Genomic DNA, 17,689 nt, shown 5'->3' on the forward strand with positions numbered 1-17,689 from the left:
CCATATATCCAGAGAAAGTTGTTGGTACTCTAAGTGATACAACATCTGTTTATGGTGAACCAGATGTTTTTAATATTGATCAAGGTTTTCAATTAAGGTTTTATATGGCTGATTTAGGGGATGCAATCTAAATGAGAAATTAAGGAAAATAATAAATTGATTTAACAAAGGATTATAGGTTAAATTGTTTTATTTGGCATAAAAAACTTTTATTCAGAAAGGAAAATTTGTGTGAAAGTTAGCTTAAATAATAATGGAAATAGCAAACAAATAGGCTCGATTGAAGTTAAAAATTTCTTTAAAATAATATATATATATATATTTACAGCAGTACCAATTATTTTTTATTTATGGATAATTTTAAGATTCACTGTCAATATGCCATGGTGGGATGATTATGACGCTGTTTTGAATTGGATCAACAGGTTTATATCTCATCAAAACAATTTTAACTATCTGATTTCAATGCTATTTGAACAACATAACGAGCATAGAATACTTTTTGATAGAATCTTTATATTATTTAATTATTATGTTTTTGGTTCAATAAATTTTATATTTTTAAACTATATAGGATATCTTGGTTTATTCGCAATATTTGGATTAATGCTTTGGCTTAGTGTGAAAAATGGTGTGTCTGGCATATATTTACTACCTATTCCCTTTTTGACTTTTTCGCTATGTCAATACGAATTAATTTCTTTTGCAATGGCATCTATGCAACAGTATTGGCAACTCTTTTTTTGTTTAATTGCTATCATATTAATTACTAAAAACGAAGATATTAAAACTAGTTATTTGGTATTAAGTCTTTTATTTTCTATAATAGCTTCTTTTACTGGCGCTGGCGGCTTAATAGTTTTTCCTACAACTTTAATCTATCTTATAATTTATAAAAGAGGAATTAAAAATATAATCATATGGCTATCTATATCGATATTAACATTTATTTTTTATTTTGTTATTTTACAATACCATCAAACTGCAATAGGTATAGCAAGCCATCAGTTTGTTGTTGAACATCCATTAAAATATATAGCGTATATCTTTTGTTTTATTGGAAACATTGCAGGTGATAAAATCACCTCATTTATCTTGGGATTACTTTTATTTTTATCTATTTTGTTTTTGGGCTCAAAATTTTACAAAAAAAACACAGCGTTAATATTAATTTCATTCTTTATTATAGCAACAGCAGCAGCTGCCGGGCTTAGTAGGGTTAGTATGGGGGTAGTAGAAGCAACTTCTTCTAGATATACTATTTACTCTTCAATATTATTAGCATGTTTGTACATTCTGTTGATTGGTAGAATAAAATCTATTCTTTACAAACGCAACATTTTTATAATTTCAAGCTTAATAGCCATATCAATTTTTTTGTGCTGGGTTCCTAAAGGTATTGCTTCATTAGAGAACAAAGAAGTTTTGTTAAAGTCAAGTCTTGTGTATCCATCAGAACAAAGAGCTATAAAAATATTAGAAAATTCATTTAAATTGGGCACTTTTATGCCTATTGCTCAAATATATAAATTTTTGCCTTCTTATTATGCTTTTGCTATTGATCTAAATCAACCAACCTCTTACACAATAGAATCAATCACATTAAATAATACAAAACCTTTATATAACTTATCACAAAATCCTACACCTCCAACTGATATAAATCTAACAAAAAATGATAAAAATGACATTATCCAAATATCTGGCTGGGCAGTAGACAGCGTTGCAAAAAATGCTGATAGAGGTGTTATTGCAGTAATAGATAATAAATATTTTTATCCGTTAGGAAGTGGAGTCCAAAGACCTGATGTAAGTAAGGCTTTTAATAACTCAAATTATGAATATTCCGGATTTAGTGGTTCAATACCTTTGAACGAATTAAGTTATGGGAAACACATTTTAACCTTAAGAATAATAAATTATGATGAAACTGGTTATTATGAATCTAAGCCAATAGAACTAAATATTGAAAAGTAATGTAGAATAATTATGAATTGTGTTATCTTTAATTTATTTATCTCAACTATCTGGAGGTTCATATTAAAGATTTAGAATTGAATGCTGATAAAGTTTTTCTCACGCATAAAGAAAGGGTAGTCAGGTTTATCCTCATAGGTTTAATTTCTGCTGCCTTTAACTTTCTTCTAATATATGTCTTCATAGATCTTTTCAGAATGAACTCTTTATTTGATGACGAGTTGCGATTGATTGATATTGGGTCTTATTCTCAAATTTTTAAATAAAATTATAAAAATTTTTTTAAACACTGTGCTTTTTGCTTAAATTGTAGGTAAATTGTAAGATAAACCAAATCTCTACAAACAAAAGATTGGATAAAATTTACATCGATGTTAAGAAATCTAAAAAATAATAATCTACTCTACGCTTAAACTTCCACTAATCACACCATCATTAAAGTTTACGCTTATATTTGATACCTCACCGTCTATAGGACTAAATATATTTAATCTTTCAATGTGTCTGTTGTTATTTTCAATCTGAACGCTTAACTTAGCCTGTTCAGACTGAATGCTTGCAATCTCAAGCTCTTCATTTGCCTTCAGATTAGATATATCATTCTCAATATTCTTTACTGCCTGCTCAGAGATTAAGCCTTCTCTATAAAGATTTTTATTTAATTCAAGTTCTTTATATTTACTTTCGAGTTTTTCTTTGTAATTTGCCTGTATCTTTTCTATAGAGTTATTTAGTTTTGAAAAATCTATATAATTTTTATTATTCTCAAGTTTTAAAGCGTCCTGTTCTTTCGATGATATAACGAGTATGTCGCCTTTCTTTACCTTCTGGCCTACTTTAACCTTTATGTCTGATATGTCAAGTGCGTTAAAGCGTACAGTGATTTTATTTATATTTTCAGGGATATTTTTATCTGTATAATTTTTTTTCTCTGAAGTGTAATTGAGTTCTGAAGCGTGCGCTACGTCTTTATAAACTTTCTTCTCATATCTTATTGCAAGCTTACCACTGGTTATATGTGTATTCTTTAGCCTGTCAAGGTCTTCAAGCCTTGCAAACTGTAACTCTATTCTCTTTTGGTTTAACTTTATAGGGTTATATTGTGTGGGATATGAGGCTATATGATAGTGTTCATCGTCTATATATAACTCGCCTGTAATAAATGCTCTTGTGTCAGGGTCAGTAATGCTACTTTCAATGTCTGAGATAATTTTACGTATATTCGTCCTGTAAACGCTAATATTTTTGTTTGATATCAAGATATTATCGCCTGTCTTCTCTTCCATAGAAAACGGCTGGATATTATCAGTTATGCCTTTTCCTACGCTATAGAGATATCCTGTTTCAGTGTCTTCTACTATAAGGCTATTTGCGCCTATCCATCCACAAGCCTTAAACTGCTTGTTAATCTTCTCGTGTGTAACGTTGTGAATGCCTTTAAGGTTAACAATTGTTTCTTTCTCTGATGCCTCATATTTCACGTCTGACAATGCGCCTACTGGATTTTGAATAATTGAATGAATTATTTTTTTATAGCTCTCTGTTGGTAGACAAATAACAAATAGTAATATAAATATTCCTGCTAATATTTTCTCTACCTTGCTACCTGGCATGAAGCCTCTAAATGCTGCATCTTTTTTCGTAATAAGTGAAAACCTGATAAATGAAGGATAAAGAAGCCTTACGCCTGTAACAGAAAAGCTTTCTAATATTAAGTGTGAAATATAGCCTATCTCTAAGCTAAGCAAATAAGAAGTGTTTAATTTAAAGATAAAGAATGCTAAGTTTATTAATAGAGAAAAAATTAGATAACATAGTATTGAGTTTGTAAAGTCTATTATTTCCTGTTGGTTAACAGTAAGCTTATTAAAAATTGTAAAGGTTGATGATTTTCTGATTTTAAAGAGTATAACTGGCGTAAAACATATAAGGTTAGAGAATACACAGAGAATATAAAAGAATACATCAATCTTTACGTCATACGGTAAAAGTATCCTTACAAGCTGAATAAAAAGTAATGAAAAAGCTATATGAGTATAGAAGCTCATAAAGTTATCTCCATTTCTTTTATTTTCAATTCATCCTCTGTCTGCTCAAGCCTGCTTTTTATGTCAAGTAATTCTATGATCACTTTTTCCACCTCATCCCTGGTAATAAGTCCTGCATTGTATCTGTTCTGGACAATTTTAACCTGTGCCTCTTTTAATTTTAACTGTGCTTTTAAATTTTCTAACAAATTCTTTAGCCTCTTTATTTCTGCTATCTTAGCGTTATACTCAAGCGTCAATTTCTTTTTAATCTCTTTTAAATTAGCTTCTTTTTGCTGTAGTTCAATCTTTGCAAGCTCAATTTTTTCTTTGTACGTAGAAGTATTTAAAAATATATCCGTAATATTTCCTGATACTGATATCCCTGATGTGACATAGCCTTTAGATGGGTCATATCCTGAATGATAATGAATTTCTGGCTCTGATGCCTTCTTTAACTCTTTCTTCTGAATTTCAAGGTTTATTTTAGCCTTATCGTAATCATTTTTCGCTGTGATGTATTGATTATTTTTTGCTATGTATTCGTCAAGCGTTACAATCTCATTTGCTTGTGCTTTTTGAAAGGTTAGAAGTAAAAATAATATAGTTAAGATTAGCTTCATATAGTAATCCCAAAAAATATTTTAGAATTCTGGATATTAGCCGTTAAAAAGCCTGGTTGTCCTGTAATCTTAAATATCTTTATTCCTGCCTTCACGGCAAGGTTATTCTCTTGATATGTGATGCCAAAAAGCCCTTTATCGTTATTGATTGAAAAATTAATATTAGTCCCTGTGTGCCTGTCCTGCCTTGTGATATTCGTATACAGGCTTATAGTTGTATTTCTGTCTTCACCGTCTCTTAAATCTTTTTCAATTGATGCGGATATAGAATAGTTAGTAATCTTATGGTATACCACTGATATTGAACTGTTAAAGTCTGCAACGTTAAAATATCTGTCTATCATAAATGTAGATTTTATTTTGTCTGATTTAGTTAATGTGTGCCTTATATTAAAGTCAAATATCTTTTTATAGCTTGACATCTGATATGTAGGATGGCCTTTCAAGAAGTTAGCGTATATGTCAGATTTGATAGTCTTAAAATAAACGCTCTGGCTAATATAAAGGTCTTTCTTTTGTGCTATCTCTGAACCTGTAGTTGAGAAGTAATTTTCAATCTTTAATCTTTTGTGATCATACTTGTTATATATGCTGCTTCCTGATAGTGCCTTAGTTTTCTTGTCAAACTCAGAACCTATTGAAGTAGAAAATTCACCTGTTACGTATCTGGTCCCAAAGATAACATTTTCTCTCTTTTTCTCTTTGTCTGTGCTGTCTATGTAAAAGTAGTGTATGCCGTCCTTTTCTGAGTTGTCAGCTACTGCGTAATAATATCCTTTAAGATATTTTGCCTTTGGCCTGGTGAATAAATTTTTCTTTTCTTCTTCTGGATAATCGTAAACCCTGCCCGTGAAATACTCAAAGCCTTTTTCTTTCTCTTTAAAAGATAAGCCCTGTGCGCTTCTTTGATAGTGTCCTGCCTGTATATAACAGTCTCCTACGTTATAACTCATAAAATAATCTTCAGCGCTAATATTGGCTTTATTTTTTGTAATCTCTAAACTTGTAACGTCTGCATAAGCCTTATTATTTAGAGACAAAAATATAAAAATCAACAAAGTTATCCACATGATATAAACAAGTTATCAACAAGTTATCCACATATATCTATTAGATAATTTTCCTGAAATACTGATAATAGATAAACCTAAACAAAAAAAACATAGCCCCCATTGATCCCGCAAAGATATACGTGTCTTCATCGTTTAATCCAAGCGCTATAAACCTAAGCATAATAAAGATAAATCCAAAACCAAGAAGTATAGGAACAATAGACACATATGTAGCTCCGTCATATCTTAGTGCGTGTAGTGGCTCGCCTTCAGCGTATCGCCTGGCTAATTCTTCTGCACCGTTAAGGTTGCCACATGCAAGGTTATAGATATGTCTTGCTATCTCAGATGAAATATTATATTTTTTTGTAATATAATTTATTATCTTCTCTTTCTGTGAAAAAAGCTTTATCTCTTTCCCGTGCTTAAAAAAGGTAGTGATAATCTTCCCTGTAGGAAGAGATGAACAGCTAACATAAACGTCATTTTTTTCAAGCATTGCCTGGATAAATATTGCGAAGCTATCTGTCAGCTTTTCTGCGTGATTTATGTAAAATGGTTGATTTAGACTTCTTAACTCGTCTGCTAAACCGTATACATTTAAACCCTTTGTCTCAACGTTTAAATTTTTCAATACCTGTCTTATACATGTAGATGGCGGTGTAGGATTGTCAATATATATCCCAAATTTGGTTTTCATAATTGATTTTAGATGTCTTTCTCCTAAACCTGAGCTGTCTATTATGTAATAAAACGTGCCCATTTTCCTCCTCTTTTCCTTTAAGAAATCTAAAAGGCCGCTAAGGTTATTAGCGACCCTGAATTTTTCTACTTAGAAACTAAAGTTATAGTCTGAAGTGCAAAGGTAGCATTGGCATTAGGAATTATAACCTCTCTTATAGACTGATATCCTGATTTACTAACTCGTATAGGTACCTGTAGAATGCCGTTTGCTGGCACTACTATACTAAACTCGCCGTTAGCATTAGTAACAGTCTCAGGATATCCTACTTCTTTTAATGGTGCTGTTACCTTTGCATTAGCCACTGGATTACCCACTGCGTCAAGAACCTGTCCCGTTATAGTGGCTGTAGTTGTAGGCAGTACGTCTACGGTTACATTTTCATTAGCTACTGTAGTTGTGTCTTTGGTTACATTAAACTGTCCTGTAGCCATTGTATTCTTTATCCCATGCCCTAAAACTCTAACGTAATAGATAAAAGTAGAAGTATCATTTGGCTTTATTGCCTTTAGCGTGTATGTGCCGTCCTGCGCTGTTGTAGCCTTATCTACGACGTATTTACCCATAGTAGTACTTCCAAATCTTGGATCTTCTTTCATCAGTTGAACTACCAGGCCGCCTATTCCGTTGCCTGATGCGTCAGCTACCTTGCCTGTAACTGCTGCTGTGCCTCCTGCTGAAGGCATAGCCTTTATAGATATGTTTTTGTTTTTGGTAGTGATAGATACGGATTTGTCAACTCCAACATATCCTGTCTCTTTAACCTCGACTGTATAAACGCCTGAGTTAACGCCTGTAAAGAGAAACCTACCCGCGCTATCAGCTGTAACCTCCTTAAGAATATTACCAGAGCTGTCCTTTAGGTCTACAGTAGCGCCTGAAAGAGTAGCGGCTGTCTCAGCATCTATAATCTTGCCTTTGATATCCATTGCGTTTGCTGCTGATACAAGAATTAGTAAGCTTGAGCCAATCATTAAACCGCTTAAAAGTTTGTTCACTCTAACCCTCCTTAAAATTATTTGTTTTTCTAAGGCCAAAATCTAATTTAATACAAGCAAATCGCATCACCCCCATATGATTAATTATCAAAAATAATAAATTATAATAGATAATTTGTCAATATCTGAAATTGAAAGTAAGTATAAAAGTATAAGATAGTTAATTATCTTCCAGATAAAATTTATTGTGGATTGAATATGAAGGTCTTAGGGGAGATAAAAATTGACTTTAAATATTACGTATAATTGTTTTATTTGCAATTATTTATTCCTGATAGAGATTCAGGAGTTTAATATTTTATGAAGTTCACTCTTTGACATTGGCCTGTAAAACAAAAATCCCTGATAGTAATCGCATCCCATTGATTTTAGGATTTCAAACTGTTCTACAGTCTCTACACCTTCTGCTATGGTTTTTATGTTTAGGGATTTTGATAGGGCAATGATTGCGTTTGTAACGTTTTTTGTGTCTTTATCGTTTAGGTTTTTTACAAAAGATGTGTCTATTTTTAGGAAATTTACTTTTAGCTTTGATAGATAAGAGAGGCTTGAATATCCTGTGCCAAAGTCATCAATGCTAAAAAATATATTAAATTTCTTTAAGTTTTCTATAAGATTTCTTATATACTCAAAGTTTTCTAAAAAGGATCTTTCAATAATTTCTATATTTAATATGTTATGAGAAATATCTATGTTTATATTGCCTTTTACTTTTCTTCGGGTTAGTTTCGATATAAGGCTTTGGGATAGGTCCTTTCTAAATAAGCTTTTTATAGAGAGGTTGACAGAAACTGGAAAACTAAAACCTAGTTCACTTATATCGTCTAAAACATTATCGATTATTAAATCTTCAACATCTACAATATATTGCCCAGCTTCCAGCTCTTCTATAAATTCCGATGGCAACAGGATATTATCGCCTTTCTTCCATCGCATCAGGGCTTCTAACCCGACTATATTTTTATCTCTATCTACATATGGCTGATAATAAACAATGAATTCTTTATTTGACACTGCGCGTTCAAGTTCAGTTATTAAATTCAACCTTTTTATGACATCTTCTTCAATATCTTTTCTGAAAAAGCCAATCTGATTTTTTCCCTTTTGTTTTGCATCTACCAGCGCAATGTTTGCCATTTTTAGTATTTCAGATGGGTTGTTTACATCCTTTGATATGAATATTATTCCAAGATTAAATTCAAGAATAATATGACTGTTTCCTGTGTTATATGGCATTGCGAGTTCTTTTAAAATTTTTTTGGCAACTAGTAACACATCCTCTTTAAATCTCAGAGGTCTTATCAATACTCCAAATTTTTCTGATTCAAGTCTTGCTACAATGTCATTTTTTTCCACTATTTGATTTAGTCTGGACGCTATCAGACTAAGCAATTTATTCCCTGTGTCAAACCCAAAGGCTTCGTTTATCCTTCTAAATTCTTGTGGATCAATTAATATTAGCGCTCCAATTTGATCTTCGTATTTTACTGTTTGACAAAATTTTTCTATTTCTTTAATAAAATAATTAGTATTTGGTAAATTTGTTATGGGATCGTAGAAAAGCGCCTTTTCAAGACTTTTTAAGAGTTCATCCTCCCTTTCCAATATTTTGCCGATAACAATATAATTGGTAACTTTTTCCCCTTTAAAATAAGGCATAATATTTACAAGAAAATCTTTAGGAGAGTTATCCTTGAGCCTATAACTTATTACTCCAGTATATTGCCTGTCTGAAGAAAGCCTCTTGTAAATATCCTTTTTAAAGTCTTCTGATTGTTCAAAAAAACAAAAATCAATAAGATCTTTCCCGATAATTTCATTAGTTTGATATCCAGAAAGTTTTTTGGCTTTATCGTTTGCATATAATATTTTAAAGTTATCGTCTACTATACATACAAATTCGAAGCTTTTGTTTACTGCAGAAAGAATAAGTTGATACCACTTTTCATTTTCAACTTTTTCCAGGGCAAAAGATATGTCTAATTTTATCTGTTCCAGGAGGTGCAGGTGATCACTGTCAAACGTATTCGCAATAGTGTCGTGCAGGAGCAAAATATATTTTACCTCTCCTCTCTTTAATATTGGGATTGAACAGGCTGAAGATATGTTGAATTTGTTGAAAAAGTCATGCCAGTAGTGACCTGATTCAAGTTTTGAAATCTGAGAAATCAGGCTTATCTCTTTTGTGTGATAGGCTTTTGAAACCGTGCCTGTGCCATATGGGGTGTTTGGGTCTGCGCCAATCGTTAAAGATTTAAGGGCATCTTCTATCTCTTTTGTTTTGGCTTTTGTATAAATTTGTCTAAACAGCTTATTCTCATCTATATAGCCTATGGCACAATCCAGGTAACCAACCTCATCAATAGCTATTTCACAAATTTTTTCAAGAATTTCTTCCTCATCTTCAATCCTTACTATTAACTGATTTATCTGGCTTAAGGTGAGAAATAGCTTTTCAAATGACTTTTCTTTTGTTCTGTCAAGGATTAAAACCAGTCCAGAGTATTTGTTGTTATATTCTATTGTATAGGCAAAGAGAGATACAGGAATTATCGCATTAGTTCTGGATTTAAGATAGTGTTCTATATATTCAGCTGCAAAAATCTCTCCCTGGGCTTTTCTTTTTATATGCGATTTAACTTCATCAACATCTGAAGCTACCAGCTCTATTGCACTTTTCCCAATTAGCTCTTCTTTGCTGTCATACTTTAAAATTTGTGCTATCTTGTCGTTTGCAAAAACAATTTTAGCCTCTTCTCCTTGATATATGTATACTCCAAATACAGATGAATTTAATAGGAATTGGAACGTTTGCAGGTTAGACATGATATCCTCCTCCCTTTAAATATCTTTATACCTTAATTATCAAATTATTAACATCTACTCCCTGAAAAAAAATAATTTTTTATTATTATATTTCTTCTCTTGCTAAATATAAATAATGATAACTTATAAAATTTTAGCTTTAAAAAGCTTAATATATTTTGCAAATGCTATTTTTGAGGAGATTAGAGTATAAAATCTCTAAAATTATTCACAGGATATCCACAACTTATTAACAACTTATCCACAAAGTTTATTAGATTTAAGCCTGTTTGTAGATGAGATTAAGGAGATTAGGATGATAATATTTCAATAGATTTTAGTAGCTCATCTTTTTTCTTATACACATCCCCCAGATATGACTCTTCGTGTGGAAGTTCTAATCTTAAAAGATCGTCTTTGGTTAAATTCTTTTCAAATATATATCTGTTATTCTTGAAGTCATAATAGCACAGACTGGTTTTACTCTTTAAGACTATATCTCTCATGGTGCTTTTACCTGATATATAGTTCAGTATTACTGTTTGGTTTTCACACAGAAACCACTTTTCGTATTCTTCGTCATCATCATGCCAGATTAGTGCAATAGTTGCAGTTTTGTTTACCATAACCCTTGGTCCATAGTACCAGACCAGGATTTCAAAGTTATTCTCTAAAAGGACATCCCCTTCTTTATTTTCTATTTTTATTTTATAATCAAACACCAGCATCCCTCTTTAATTTAATTAGTTTATTTAATAAAATTTAAAAATTTGAGTTTGGGTTTTCTTGTAGAGCAAAGCCTGTAAAATTATTTATTATTTAGAACATACCCCTTATTTCATTTAAGCTTTGAACCTTTATAGTCGCTTTAAGTATGTTTCTTAACTTCTCCCTATCTTTTGTTTTTTTCACCATTAATTTATATCTCTTGGGACTTTATCGAATTTGGCTTCAATGGCATCTAAAAGTAAATCCTGGGCGTCAATAATCATACCCTCTTCTCTTCCCTTTTCTATCCACTTCTCAATTACAGGTGCCATCTTATCACCTCCTACAGTAGAGTCTAATATAGCTTTCATTTCCTCTTCTTCTAGATCATTTACATTTTATCCCAATTCGTTTTTCCATGATAGAAAACTACTGGAATAAACTGAACTTGTCTAAATTAAACCCCTTATACTTCTTTGAAATCTTTTCTGTGTTTATAGGTTTTATTGTATCAAAGTCCAGTTGTTTTAAAATCTCTTTTGGCAAAGAGAATTCTACAAAGCCCTTTGAATTCTCAATATTTGAGGTTATCTGTTTAAAGAATTTATCGTGTATTTGTTGTATGTCTTCCATAAATTGATTTAAACACAAGAATAGGGAAGTGTCAAATAGGGGAGTTCTTTAGTTTTAATTGTCTGACAATTATTAAAATTACTTAATTTAAGCGATAATTTTAATTATGTCAGAAGTGCTTGACAAGTCTGACAATTATATGTATTATTGTCAGACATACTTATGAAAGGAGGTTGGCAATGGCGGATGGGATTAGTTTTCTTTTCCTGGGTTTAGAGGCTTTTTTGTTTTTTGAGTTTAATCTCAGGTTGTATGACATTGTCAACCTGGATTACTCCCCTAAAAAATCTTTGGAGGTGAAAGAGCTATGCAAATTTTTTTAGATACTGCGAAAATTGACGAAATTAGAAAATTAGTTCCTACTGGTGTGGTAGATGGTGTTACCACGAATCCATCACTGCTTGCAAAGGCTGGTTGTAAAGACATTAAAGGTGCAATAAAGGAAATTTGTGCTCTGGTAAAAGAGCCTGTTAGCGTAGAGGTTATAGGGACTCAAGCAGATCAGATGATAAAAGAAGCAAGAGAATATTCATCCTGGAAGCTAAATACTGCTGTAAAGATCCCTATGACGGAAGAAGGCTTAAAGGCTGTAAGCGTTTTGTCAAAAGAAGGCATTAAGACGAACGTTACGCTCATTTTTTCAACTAGCCAGGGACTTCTTGCAGCTAAAGCAGGTGCGACCTTTGTGAGCCCATTTGTTGGCAGGTTGGATGACATATCCCATAACGGTCTGGAAGTGGTAAGAGACCTGGCACATATATTTAAGATTTATGGGATAAATACAAGAATTATTGCAGCCAGCATCAGACATCCTATTCACGTAGTAGAATCTGCGAAAGCGGGAGCTCACATCGCCACAATCCCCACTAAGGTTTTAGAGGCTATGTTTAGACACCCGCTGACTGACATAGGGATTGAGAAATTTTTAAGCGATTGGAAAGGGCTTCAGGAATCAAAATAGTTTAGAAGTAAAAAAATAATAATGAGGTGAAATTATGAGCAATAAATTAAATATTAAATATACAAATTTTTTGGATTTTGACTACGTTCCGAAAAAAAATGATGTGCTGGCTGCCTTTTACGTGGAACCTGCTCCAGGGACAGACATTAAAGAGGCTGCTGGAGCTGTGGCATCTGAGTCATCTATAGGTACATGGACAGATCTTGCTACTATGAAACAAAGTATTTGGGATGAATTGAGAGCAAGAGTTTATTCTATAGAAGGCGATGTTGTAAGGATAGCATATCCAGACGTGCTCTTTGAAGCAGCTAATCTTCCTCAGTTTTTAAGTAGCATTGCGGGAAACGTCTTTGGAATGAAAGCAGTAGAAAATTTAAGGTTGTTAGACATCGTTCTCACACAAAAATTTTTGGATGAGTTAAATGGACCTGCTTTTGGAGTAGAGGGCGTAAGAGAGGTATTGAACGTCAAGGACAGACCCTTGGTTGGAACTATTGTTAAGCCAAAGTTAGGGCTTGATCCAAAGGAGCAGGCAAAGGTAGTATATGAATCTCTTGTTGGTGGTTTAGATCTGGTAAAGGATGATGAAAACCTCACTCATCAAGATTTTTCTAATTTTGATGAGAGGGTAAAATATTCGCTCGATGCGGTTAGGCGCGCTGAAAAAGAGACTGGTGAGAAAAAGGCATATCTGCCAAACGTTACAGCTCCCACAGAGGAGATGTTAAGAAGAGCTACTCTGGTTAAACAAGAAGGTGGAAAGTATGCGATGGTGGACGTAATAACCACAGGTTTCGCAGGGGTTCAAAGTCTCAGGAATGCAAATACAGGGCTGATACTACATGCTCACAGGGCTATGTATGCAAGCTTTGCAAGAAGCAAAAAACACGGCATTCACATGTTAGTTCTCTCAAAGCTTTTGAGATTTGCAGGAGTGGACCAGCTTCATATTGGCACTGTAGTAGGAAAAATGGAAGGAGATAGGGATGACGTATTGGTGTGTCATGAAGCTTTGGGTTCTAGCAGTGAAATGAAAGTGAAAACATATTTGCCACATCAAGAATGGGGCAATATGAAGAGCGTTTTTTCTGTAGCATCTGGTGGGCTTCACCCAGGCCATACAGCTGATCTTTATAAAATATTTGGGAAAAATGCTATTTTTCAATATGGCGGAGGAGTTCACGGACATCCAGAAGGAACCAGAATGGGTGCAAGGGCTGTAAGGGATGCAGTTGAGTGTGCTGTTAAGGGAATAACTTTGAAAGAAGGGGCAAAGAGCAGCAAGGCGCTTGAAATTGCCCTATCAAAATGGGGAGGTGCATAAAATGAGCGTCGATCCTGTATTTATAGGCATAGCTGGGGATAGCGGTGCTGGAAAGAGCACATTTGTAAAAGATATAGCCACTCTTTTGGGTAGAGATAAGGTAAGAACTATATCTTTTGACGATTATCACTCTCTTGATAGGGTTGAGAGAAAGGCTATAGGGATTACTCCTCTTCATCCCAGGGCAAACAATCTCGGCCTTGCAATCGAGCACCTCTTTTTGCTTAAACAAGGGAAAAAGGTCTTAAAGCCCGTTTACGATCACTCTACAGGCAGTTTTGGAGATCCTGAGTGGGTGGTTCCTGTGCCTTATATAATATGTGAAGGTCTGCATCCATTTTTCTTTAGGTCTCTTGCAGAACTCTATGATATGAAGGTTTACTACGATACCCAGATGGATTTGAAATTCAACTGGAAGGTAAAAAGGGATACAGCAGAAAGAGGATATACAGTAGAACAGGTAGCAAAAGAGATCAGGCTCAGACAAAGAGATATTAGGAACTTTGTAGAGCCACAATGTGCTCTTGCGGATATAATAATCAAATTAAAGATTTCAAAAACTAGCTCTTCTGCAATTGGAGTGGACTGGAAGGAACCAGTCGATGATCCCTGGTTAAAGAAGTATTTGAAATCGTGTAATTTTGATGATTGGAAGTGTTTTAACGAGTGGTATGCGGGTAGAAAGATGAACGTTTTTGGAATACAAAGCGATTTAACTCAGGATCAGTTGAAAGAATTAAGTTCTATATTCTCTATAAGTCAAGATGTTCTTTCTAAGGTTAAGGAAAAGGAAGTAGTACCATATCGAACTATGTTAGTTTTGTTTGCTACCAGAATCAAGCAAATTAGGGCATCAAAGGACAAAGAAGAAAAGGTGGTGTTCAAAGATGCCGTTTAGCAGGATTGTATATAAGCCTGAATATGATGAGCTTGAGAAAAAGGCTTTGATTATCAGAAAAAATATAGTAAAAATGATTGGCAAAGCTGGATCAGGCCATCCAGGTGGTTCTCTTTCATGCGTAGATATATTAACTGCGCTATATTTCAGGATTTTGAGAATTAGTCCAAAATATCCGAAAGATCCTGAAAGGGATAGGTTTGTTCTGTCAAAGGGTCATGCTGCTCCGGCCTTGTATGCTACCCTTGCTGAAACAGGATTTATTCCATATGAATGGTTGGATGATTTAAGAGTGTTAGGGTCTCCTCTTCAAGGGCACCCTGATATGAAAAAAGTTCCCGGAGTTGAGATGTCTACAGGCTCTCTGGGACAGGGATTGAGCGTAGGAGTCGGCATGGCTCTTTCTGCAAAGATTTTAGAAAGTGGATATAGAGTTTTTGTGCTTCTTGGAGATGGAGAGTGTCAGGAAGGTCAGGTGTGGGAGGCCGCTATGGCTGCCTCTCATTTCAAGCTTACAAATATTGTGGCAATTGTAGATAGAAATAGATTGCAAATTGATGGCTGCACAGAAGACGTTATGGGAGTTGAACCCTTAGGGGCAAAATGGAAGGCTTTTGGTTGGACTGTGATAGAAGTAGACGGTCATGATTTTCTCGAATTAATACCTGCTCTTGAAGCTATATCTTACACTTCAAAGCCTACTGCAATAATTGCCAATACGGTAAAGGGCAAAGGTGTATGCTTTATGGAGAACAACGTAGATTGGCACGGAAAGGCTCCAAAACCAGATCAATTAGAAGAAGCTCTGAAGGGCTTTGAAGGGGTTGAGTTTATGGAATCTGAGGACGTAGAGATAGATTCCAAAAATTAAGGAATTAAGAAAATGAAAGGAGATGTTCTGTGTGGCCATTGTATCTGATAGGGAGATTGCTACAAGAGAGGCATATGGTAAGGCTTTGGTAGAACTTGGCAGACAAAATAACAATGTGGTGGTTCTTGACGCTGATCTGGCTAAGTCTACCCAAACTATAAAGTTTGCAAAGGAATTTCCAGATAGATTTTTTGACGTTGGGATTGCGGAGGCAAATATGATAGGGATTGGAGCAGGATTAGCTGCTTGTGGAATGGTGGTTTTTTGTTCTTCCTTTGCAATATTTGCTACGCAAAGGGTATTGAATCAGATCTTTCAATCTGTGGCATACCCTGGTCTAAACGTAAAAATTGCTGCAAGCCATGCCGGAATCAGCGTTGGAGAGGATGGAGCTACCCATCAGTCGGTTGATGATATCTCAATTATGAGATCTATACCAAATATGACAATTGTTGTTCCTGCTGACGCACATGAGGCTTATGAGGCTACCTTTGCAGCTGCAAACTTTGAAGGACCCGTTTATCTAAGGCTTAGCAGGATGGCAACCCCCGTAGTTACCCCTCCAGGAAAGCCGTTTGAAATTGGAAAGGCCATTGTGCTAAGAGAGGGAAAGGATATCACTATAGCAGCCTGTGGAATAATGGTTTATGAAGCTCTTGGCGCTGCAGAGAGACTTTCAGGACTTGGAGTAGAAGCTGAGGTAATCAATTACAATACAATTAAACCCTTTGACAAAGATACTCTTGTGGACTCGTTAATAAAGACTAGGGCTGTTTTAAGCGTTGAAGAGCATAGCATAATAGGTGGCTTGGGAAGCGCAATTGCAGAATGTGTGGCAGAAGAATTCCCTGTAGCTATGGCAAGAGTGGGTATAAGGGATCAATTTGGTCAATCTGGCAAAAGTTTAGATCTTTTAAAGCACTATCAGCTTACTTCAGAGGATATAGCAAAGGAAGCGCTGAAACTTTTGGAAACTAAAAGAAAGGCAAACGAGATATATGAGATTTCAGCTTCAACAAAAAGTAACTTTGAACCCTTAGGCCCAGAAGTTGAGGGAGGGATGTCAGATGAAGGTAGCAATTAACGGTTTTGGAAGAATTGGTCGTTTGGTGGCCAGAATTTCAAGTGATTATAAAGATATAGACATTGTTGCAATAAACAGTTCAAAAAATACTGCTATGCTGGCTAATTTGTTAAAACACGATTCTATATATAGAGACTTTGATAAGAAAGTAAGTTATGATAGCGATTCGCTTTATATCAACGATAAAAAAATTCTTGTCTTTGAAGAAAGAACTGATATCTCTAAACTTCCATGGAAAGATCTGGATATTGAGATAGTAGTAGAGTCTACTGGTAAATTTACAAAAAAAGAAGATGCGTACAAGCACATAATTGCAGGTTGTAAAAAGGTGCTTATTAGTGCGCCAAGTAAAGACGCTGATTGTATGGTTGTCTATGGCGTAAACCATAAAGACATACTGCCTTCCTTTGAAGTAATATCTGCAGCTTCGTGCACTACCAATTGTCTTGCTCCGGTTTGCAAGGTTTTAAACGATGAGTTTGGAATTGAAAAGGGTACTATGACTACAGTTCACGCATATACGTCGGATCAAAGACTATTAGACGGCACGCACAAAAAGGATCCAAGAAGGGCAAGAGCTGCAGCTATAAACATGGTACCAACTTCTACAGGGGCTGCAAGGGCTATTGGAAAGATATTCCCTGAGCTTGAAGGGAAGCTTGACGGAATATCTTTGAGAGTGCCAGTTCCTACGGCTTCTATAGTTGATTTGTCTGTGAATCTCAAAAAGAACCCTGAAATAGCGGATATAAATGAAGCGTTTAAGGGCTATTCAAATGACTCAATGAAAGGCATTTTATACTATTCACAAGAGCCTCTAGTATCAAGTGACATTATAGGCAGCAGATATTCTTCTATTGTGGATGGACTTTTAATATCAAAAATTCAAGACATTTATAAGGTATTTTCCTGGTATGACAACGAATTTGGTTATGCCAGTAGAATTGTTGATTTGATCAGATTTTTGTCAGGGGGAGGGGACTGAA

The 17,689-nt window shown here is 34.5% G+C and carries 16 protein-coding genes; 7 read left to right on the forward strand and 9 right to left on the reverse strand.

Annotation, left to right across the window (positions count from 1 at the left end):
* Positions 1-231: 231 nt before the first annotated feature.
* Positions 232-1,977, forward strand: coding sequence for a hypothetical protein (locus tag TDSAC_RS01920; protein WP_108308510.1), 1,746 nt, complete (start codon positions 232-234; stop codon positions 1,975-1,977).
* A gap of 398 nt (positions 1,978-2,375) precedes the next feature.
* Here TDSAC_RS01920 and TDSAC_RS01930 read toward each other — a convergent pair whose 3' ends face one another.
* The 9 genes from TDSAC_RS01930 to TDSAC_RS09245 form a co-directional block, all read right to left on the reverse strand.
* Positions 2,376-4,025: a metal-dependent hydrolase gene (locus TDSAC_RS01930; protein WP_108308514.1), complete on the reverse strand. Its 1,650-nt coding sequence runs from the start codon at positions 4,023-4,025 to the stop codon at positions 2,376-2,378.
* Positions 4,022-4,627, reverse strand: a complete 606-nt coding sequence (locus TDSAC_RS01935) for a TolC family protein (protein WP_108308516.1) — start codon at positions 4,625-4,627, stop codon at positions 4,022-4,024. The genes TDSAC_RS01930 and TDSAC_RS01935 overlap by 4 nt, the downstream gene beginning before the upstream one ends.
* Positions 4,624-5,685: a hypothetical protein gene (locus TDSAC_RS01940; RefSeq protein ID WP_108308518.1), complete on the reverse strand. Its 1,062-nt coding sequence runs from the start codon at positions 5,683-5,685 to the stop codon at positions 4,624-4,626. The genes TDSAC_RS01935 and TDSAC_RS01940 overlap by 4 nt, the downstream gene beginning before the upstream one ends.
* Before the next feature lie 52 nt (positions 5,686-5,737).
* On the reverse strand, positions 5,738-6,442 hold the full coding sequence (locus TDSAC_RS01945) for a hypothetical protein (RefSeq protein ID WP_108308520.1): 705 nt from the start codon (positions 6,440-6,442) through the stop codon (positions 5,738-5,740).
* Positions 6,443-6,507: 65 nt separating this feature from the next.
* The gene (locus TDSAC_RS01950) at positions 6,508-7,419 is read right to left on the reverse strand and encodes a carboxypeptidase regulatory-like domain-containing protein (RefSeq protein ID WP_108308523.1); all 912 of its coding nucleotides are present in this window, start codon (positions 7,417-7,419) and stop codon (positions 6,508-6,510) included.
* Positions 7,420-7,701: 282 nt separating this feature from the next.
* Positions 7,702-10,245: a bifunctional diguanylate cyclase/phosphodiesterase gene (locus TDSAC_RS01955; protein WP_108308529.1), complete on the reverse strand. Its 2,544-nt coding sequence runs from the start codon at positions 10,243-10,245 to the stop codon at positions 7,702-7,704.
* 290 nt (positions 10,246-10,535) lie between these two features.
* Positions 10,536-10,946, reverse strand: a complete 411-nt coding sequence (locus TDSAC_RS01960) for a hypothetical protein (protein WP_108308536.1) — start codon at positions 10,944-10,946, stop codon at positions 10,536-10,538.
* Positions 10,947-11,138: 192 nt separating this feature from the next.
* A complete protein-coding gene (locus TDSAC_RS09015; RefSeq protein ID WP_199919859.1) occupies positions 11,139-11,303 on the reverse strand; it encodes a hypothetical protein in 165 nt (54 codons plus the stop codon).
* Positions 11,304-11,361: 58 nt separating this feature from the next.
* Positions 11,362-11,565, reverse strand: a complete 204-nt coding sequence (locus TDSAC_RS09245) for an Rpn family recombination-promoting nuclease/putative transposase (RefSeq protein WP_108308538.1) — start codon at positions 11,563-11,565, stop codon at positions 11,362-11,364.
* 307 nt (positions 11,566-11,872) lie between these two features.
* Between TDSAC_RS09245 and fsa the strand changes: the two genes are divergently transcribed.
* Genes fsa through gap form a run of 6 tightly spaced genes read left to right on the forward strand, consistent with a single transcriptional unit; the run spans position 11,873 to position 17,688 of the window.
* Positions 11,873-12,526, forward strand: coding sequence for a fructose-6-phosphate aldolase (gene fsa / locus TDSAC_RS01970; RefSeq protein ID WP_108308542.1), 654 nt, complete (start codon positions 11,873-11,875; stop codon positions 12,524-12,526).
* Positions 12,527-12,560: 34 nt separating this feature from the next.
* A complete protein-coding gene (gene rbcL, locus TDSAC_RS01975; protein WP_108308545.1) occupies positions 12,561-13,850 on the forward strand; it encodes a type III ribulose-bisphosphate carboxylase in 1,290 nt (429 codons plus the stop codon).
* Position 13,851: 1 nt separating this feature from the next.
* Positions 13,852-14,748, forward strand: a complete 897-nt coding sequence (locus TDSAC_RS01980; protein WP_108308547.1) for a phosphoribulokinase — start codon at positions 13,852-13,854, stop codon at positions 14,746-14,748.
* Positions 14,738-15,619, forward strand: a complete 882-nt coding sequence (locus TDSAC_RS01985) for a transketolase (RefSeq protein WP_108308549.1) — start codon at positions 14,738-14,740, stop codon at positions 15,617-15,619. The genes TDSAC_RS01980 and TDSAC_RS01985 overlap by 11 nt, the downstream gene beginning before the upstream one ends.
* A 22-nt stretch (positions 15,620-15,641) precedes the next feature.
* Positions 15,642-16,703 carry a transketolase family protein gene (locus TDSAC_RS01990; RefSeq protein WP_108308551.1) on the forward strand — a complete coding sequence of 354 codons (1,062 nt, stop codon included), beginning with the start codon at positions 15,642-15,644 and terminating at the stop codon, positions 16,701-16,703.
* Entirely contained in the window at positions 16,687-17,688 is a 1,002-nt protein-coding gene (gap, locus tag TDSAC_RS01995; protein ID WP_108308553.1) for a type I glyceraldehyde-3-phosphate dehydrogenase, read from the forward strand. Before TDSAC_RS01990 ends, gap begins: the two co-directional genes overlap by 17 nt.
* The last annotated feature ends 1 nt before the right edge of the window (position 17,689 follow it).

This window comes from Thermodesulfobium acidiphilum (assembly GCF_003057965.1).
GTDB classification, from domain to species: Bacteria; Thermodesulfobiota; Thermodesulfobiia; order Thermodesulfobiales; family Thermodesulfobiaceae; genus Thermodesulfobium; species Thermodesulfobium acidiphilum.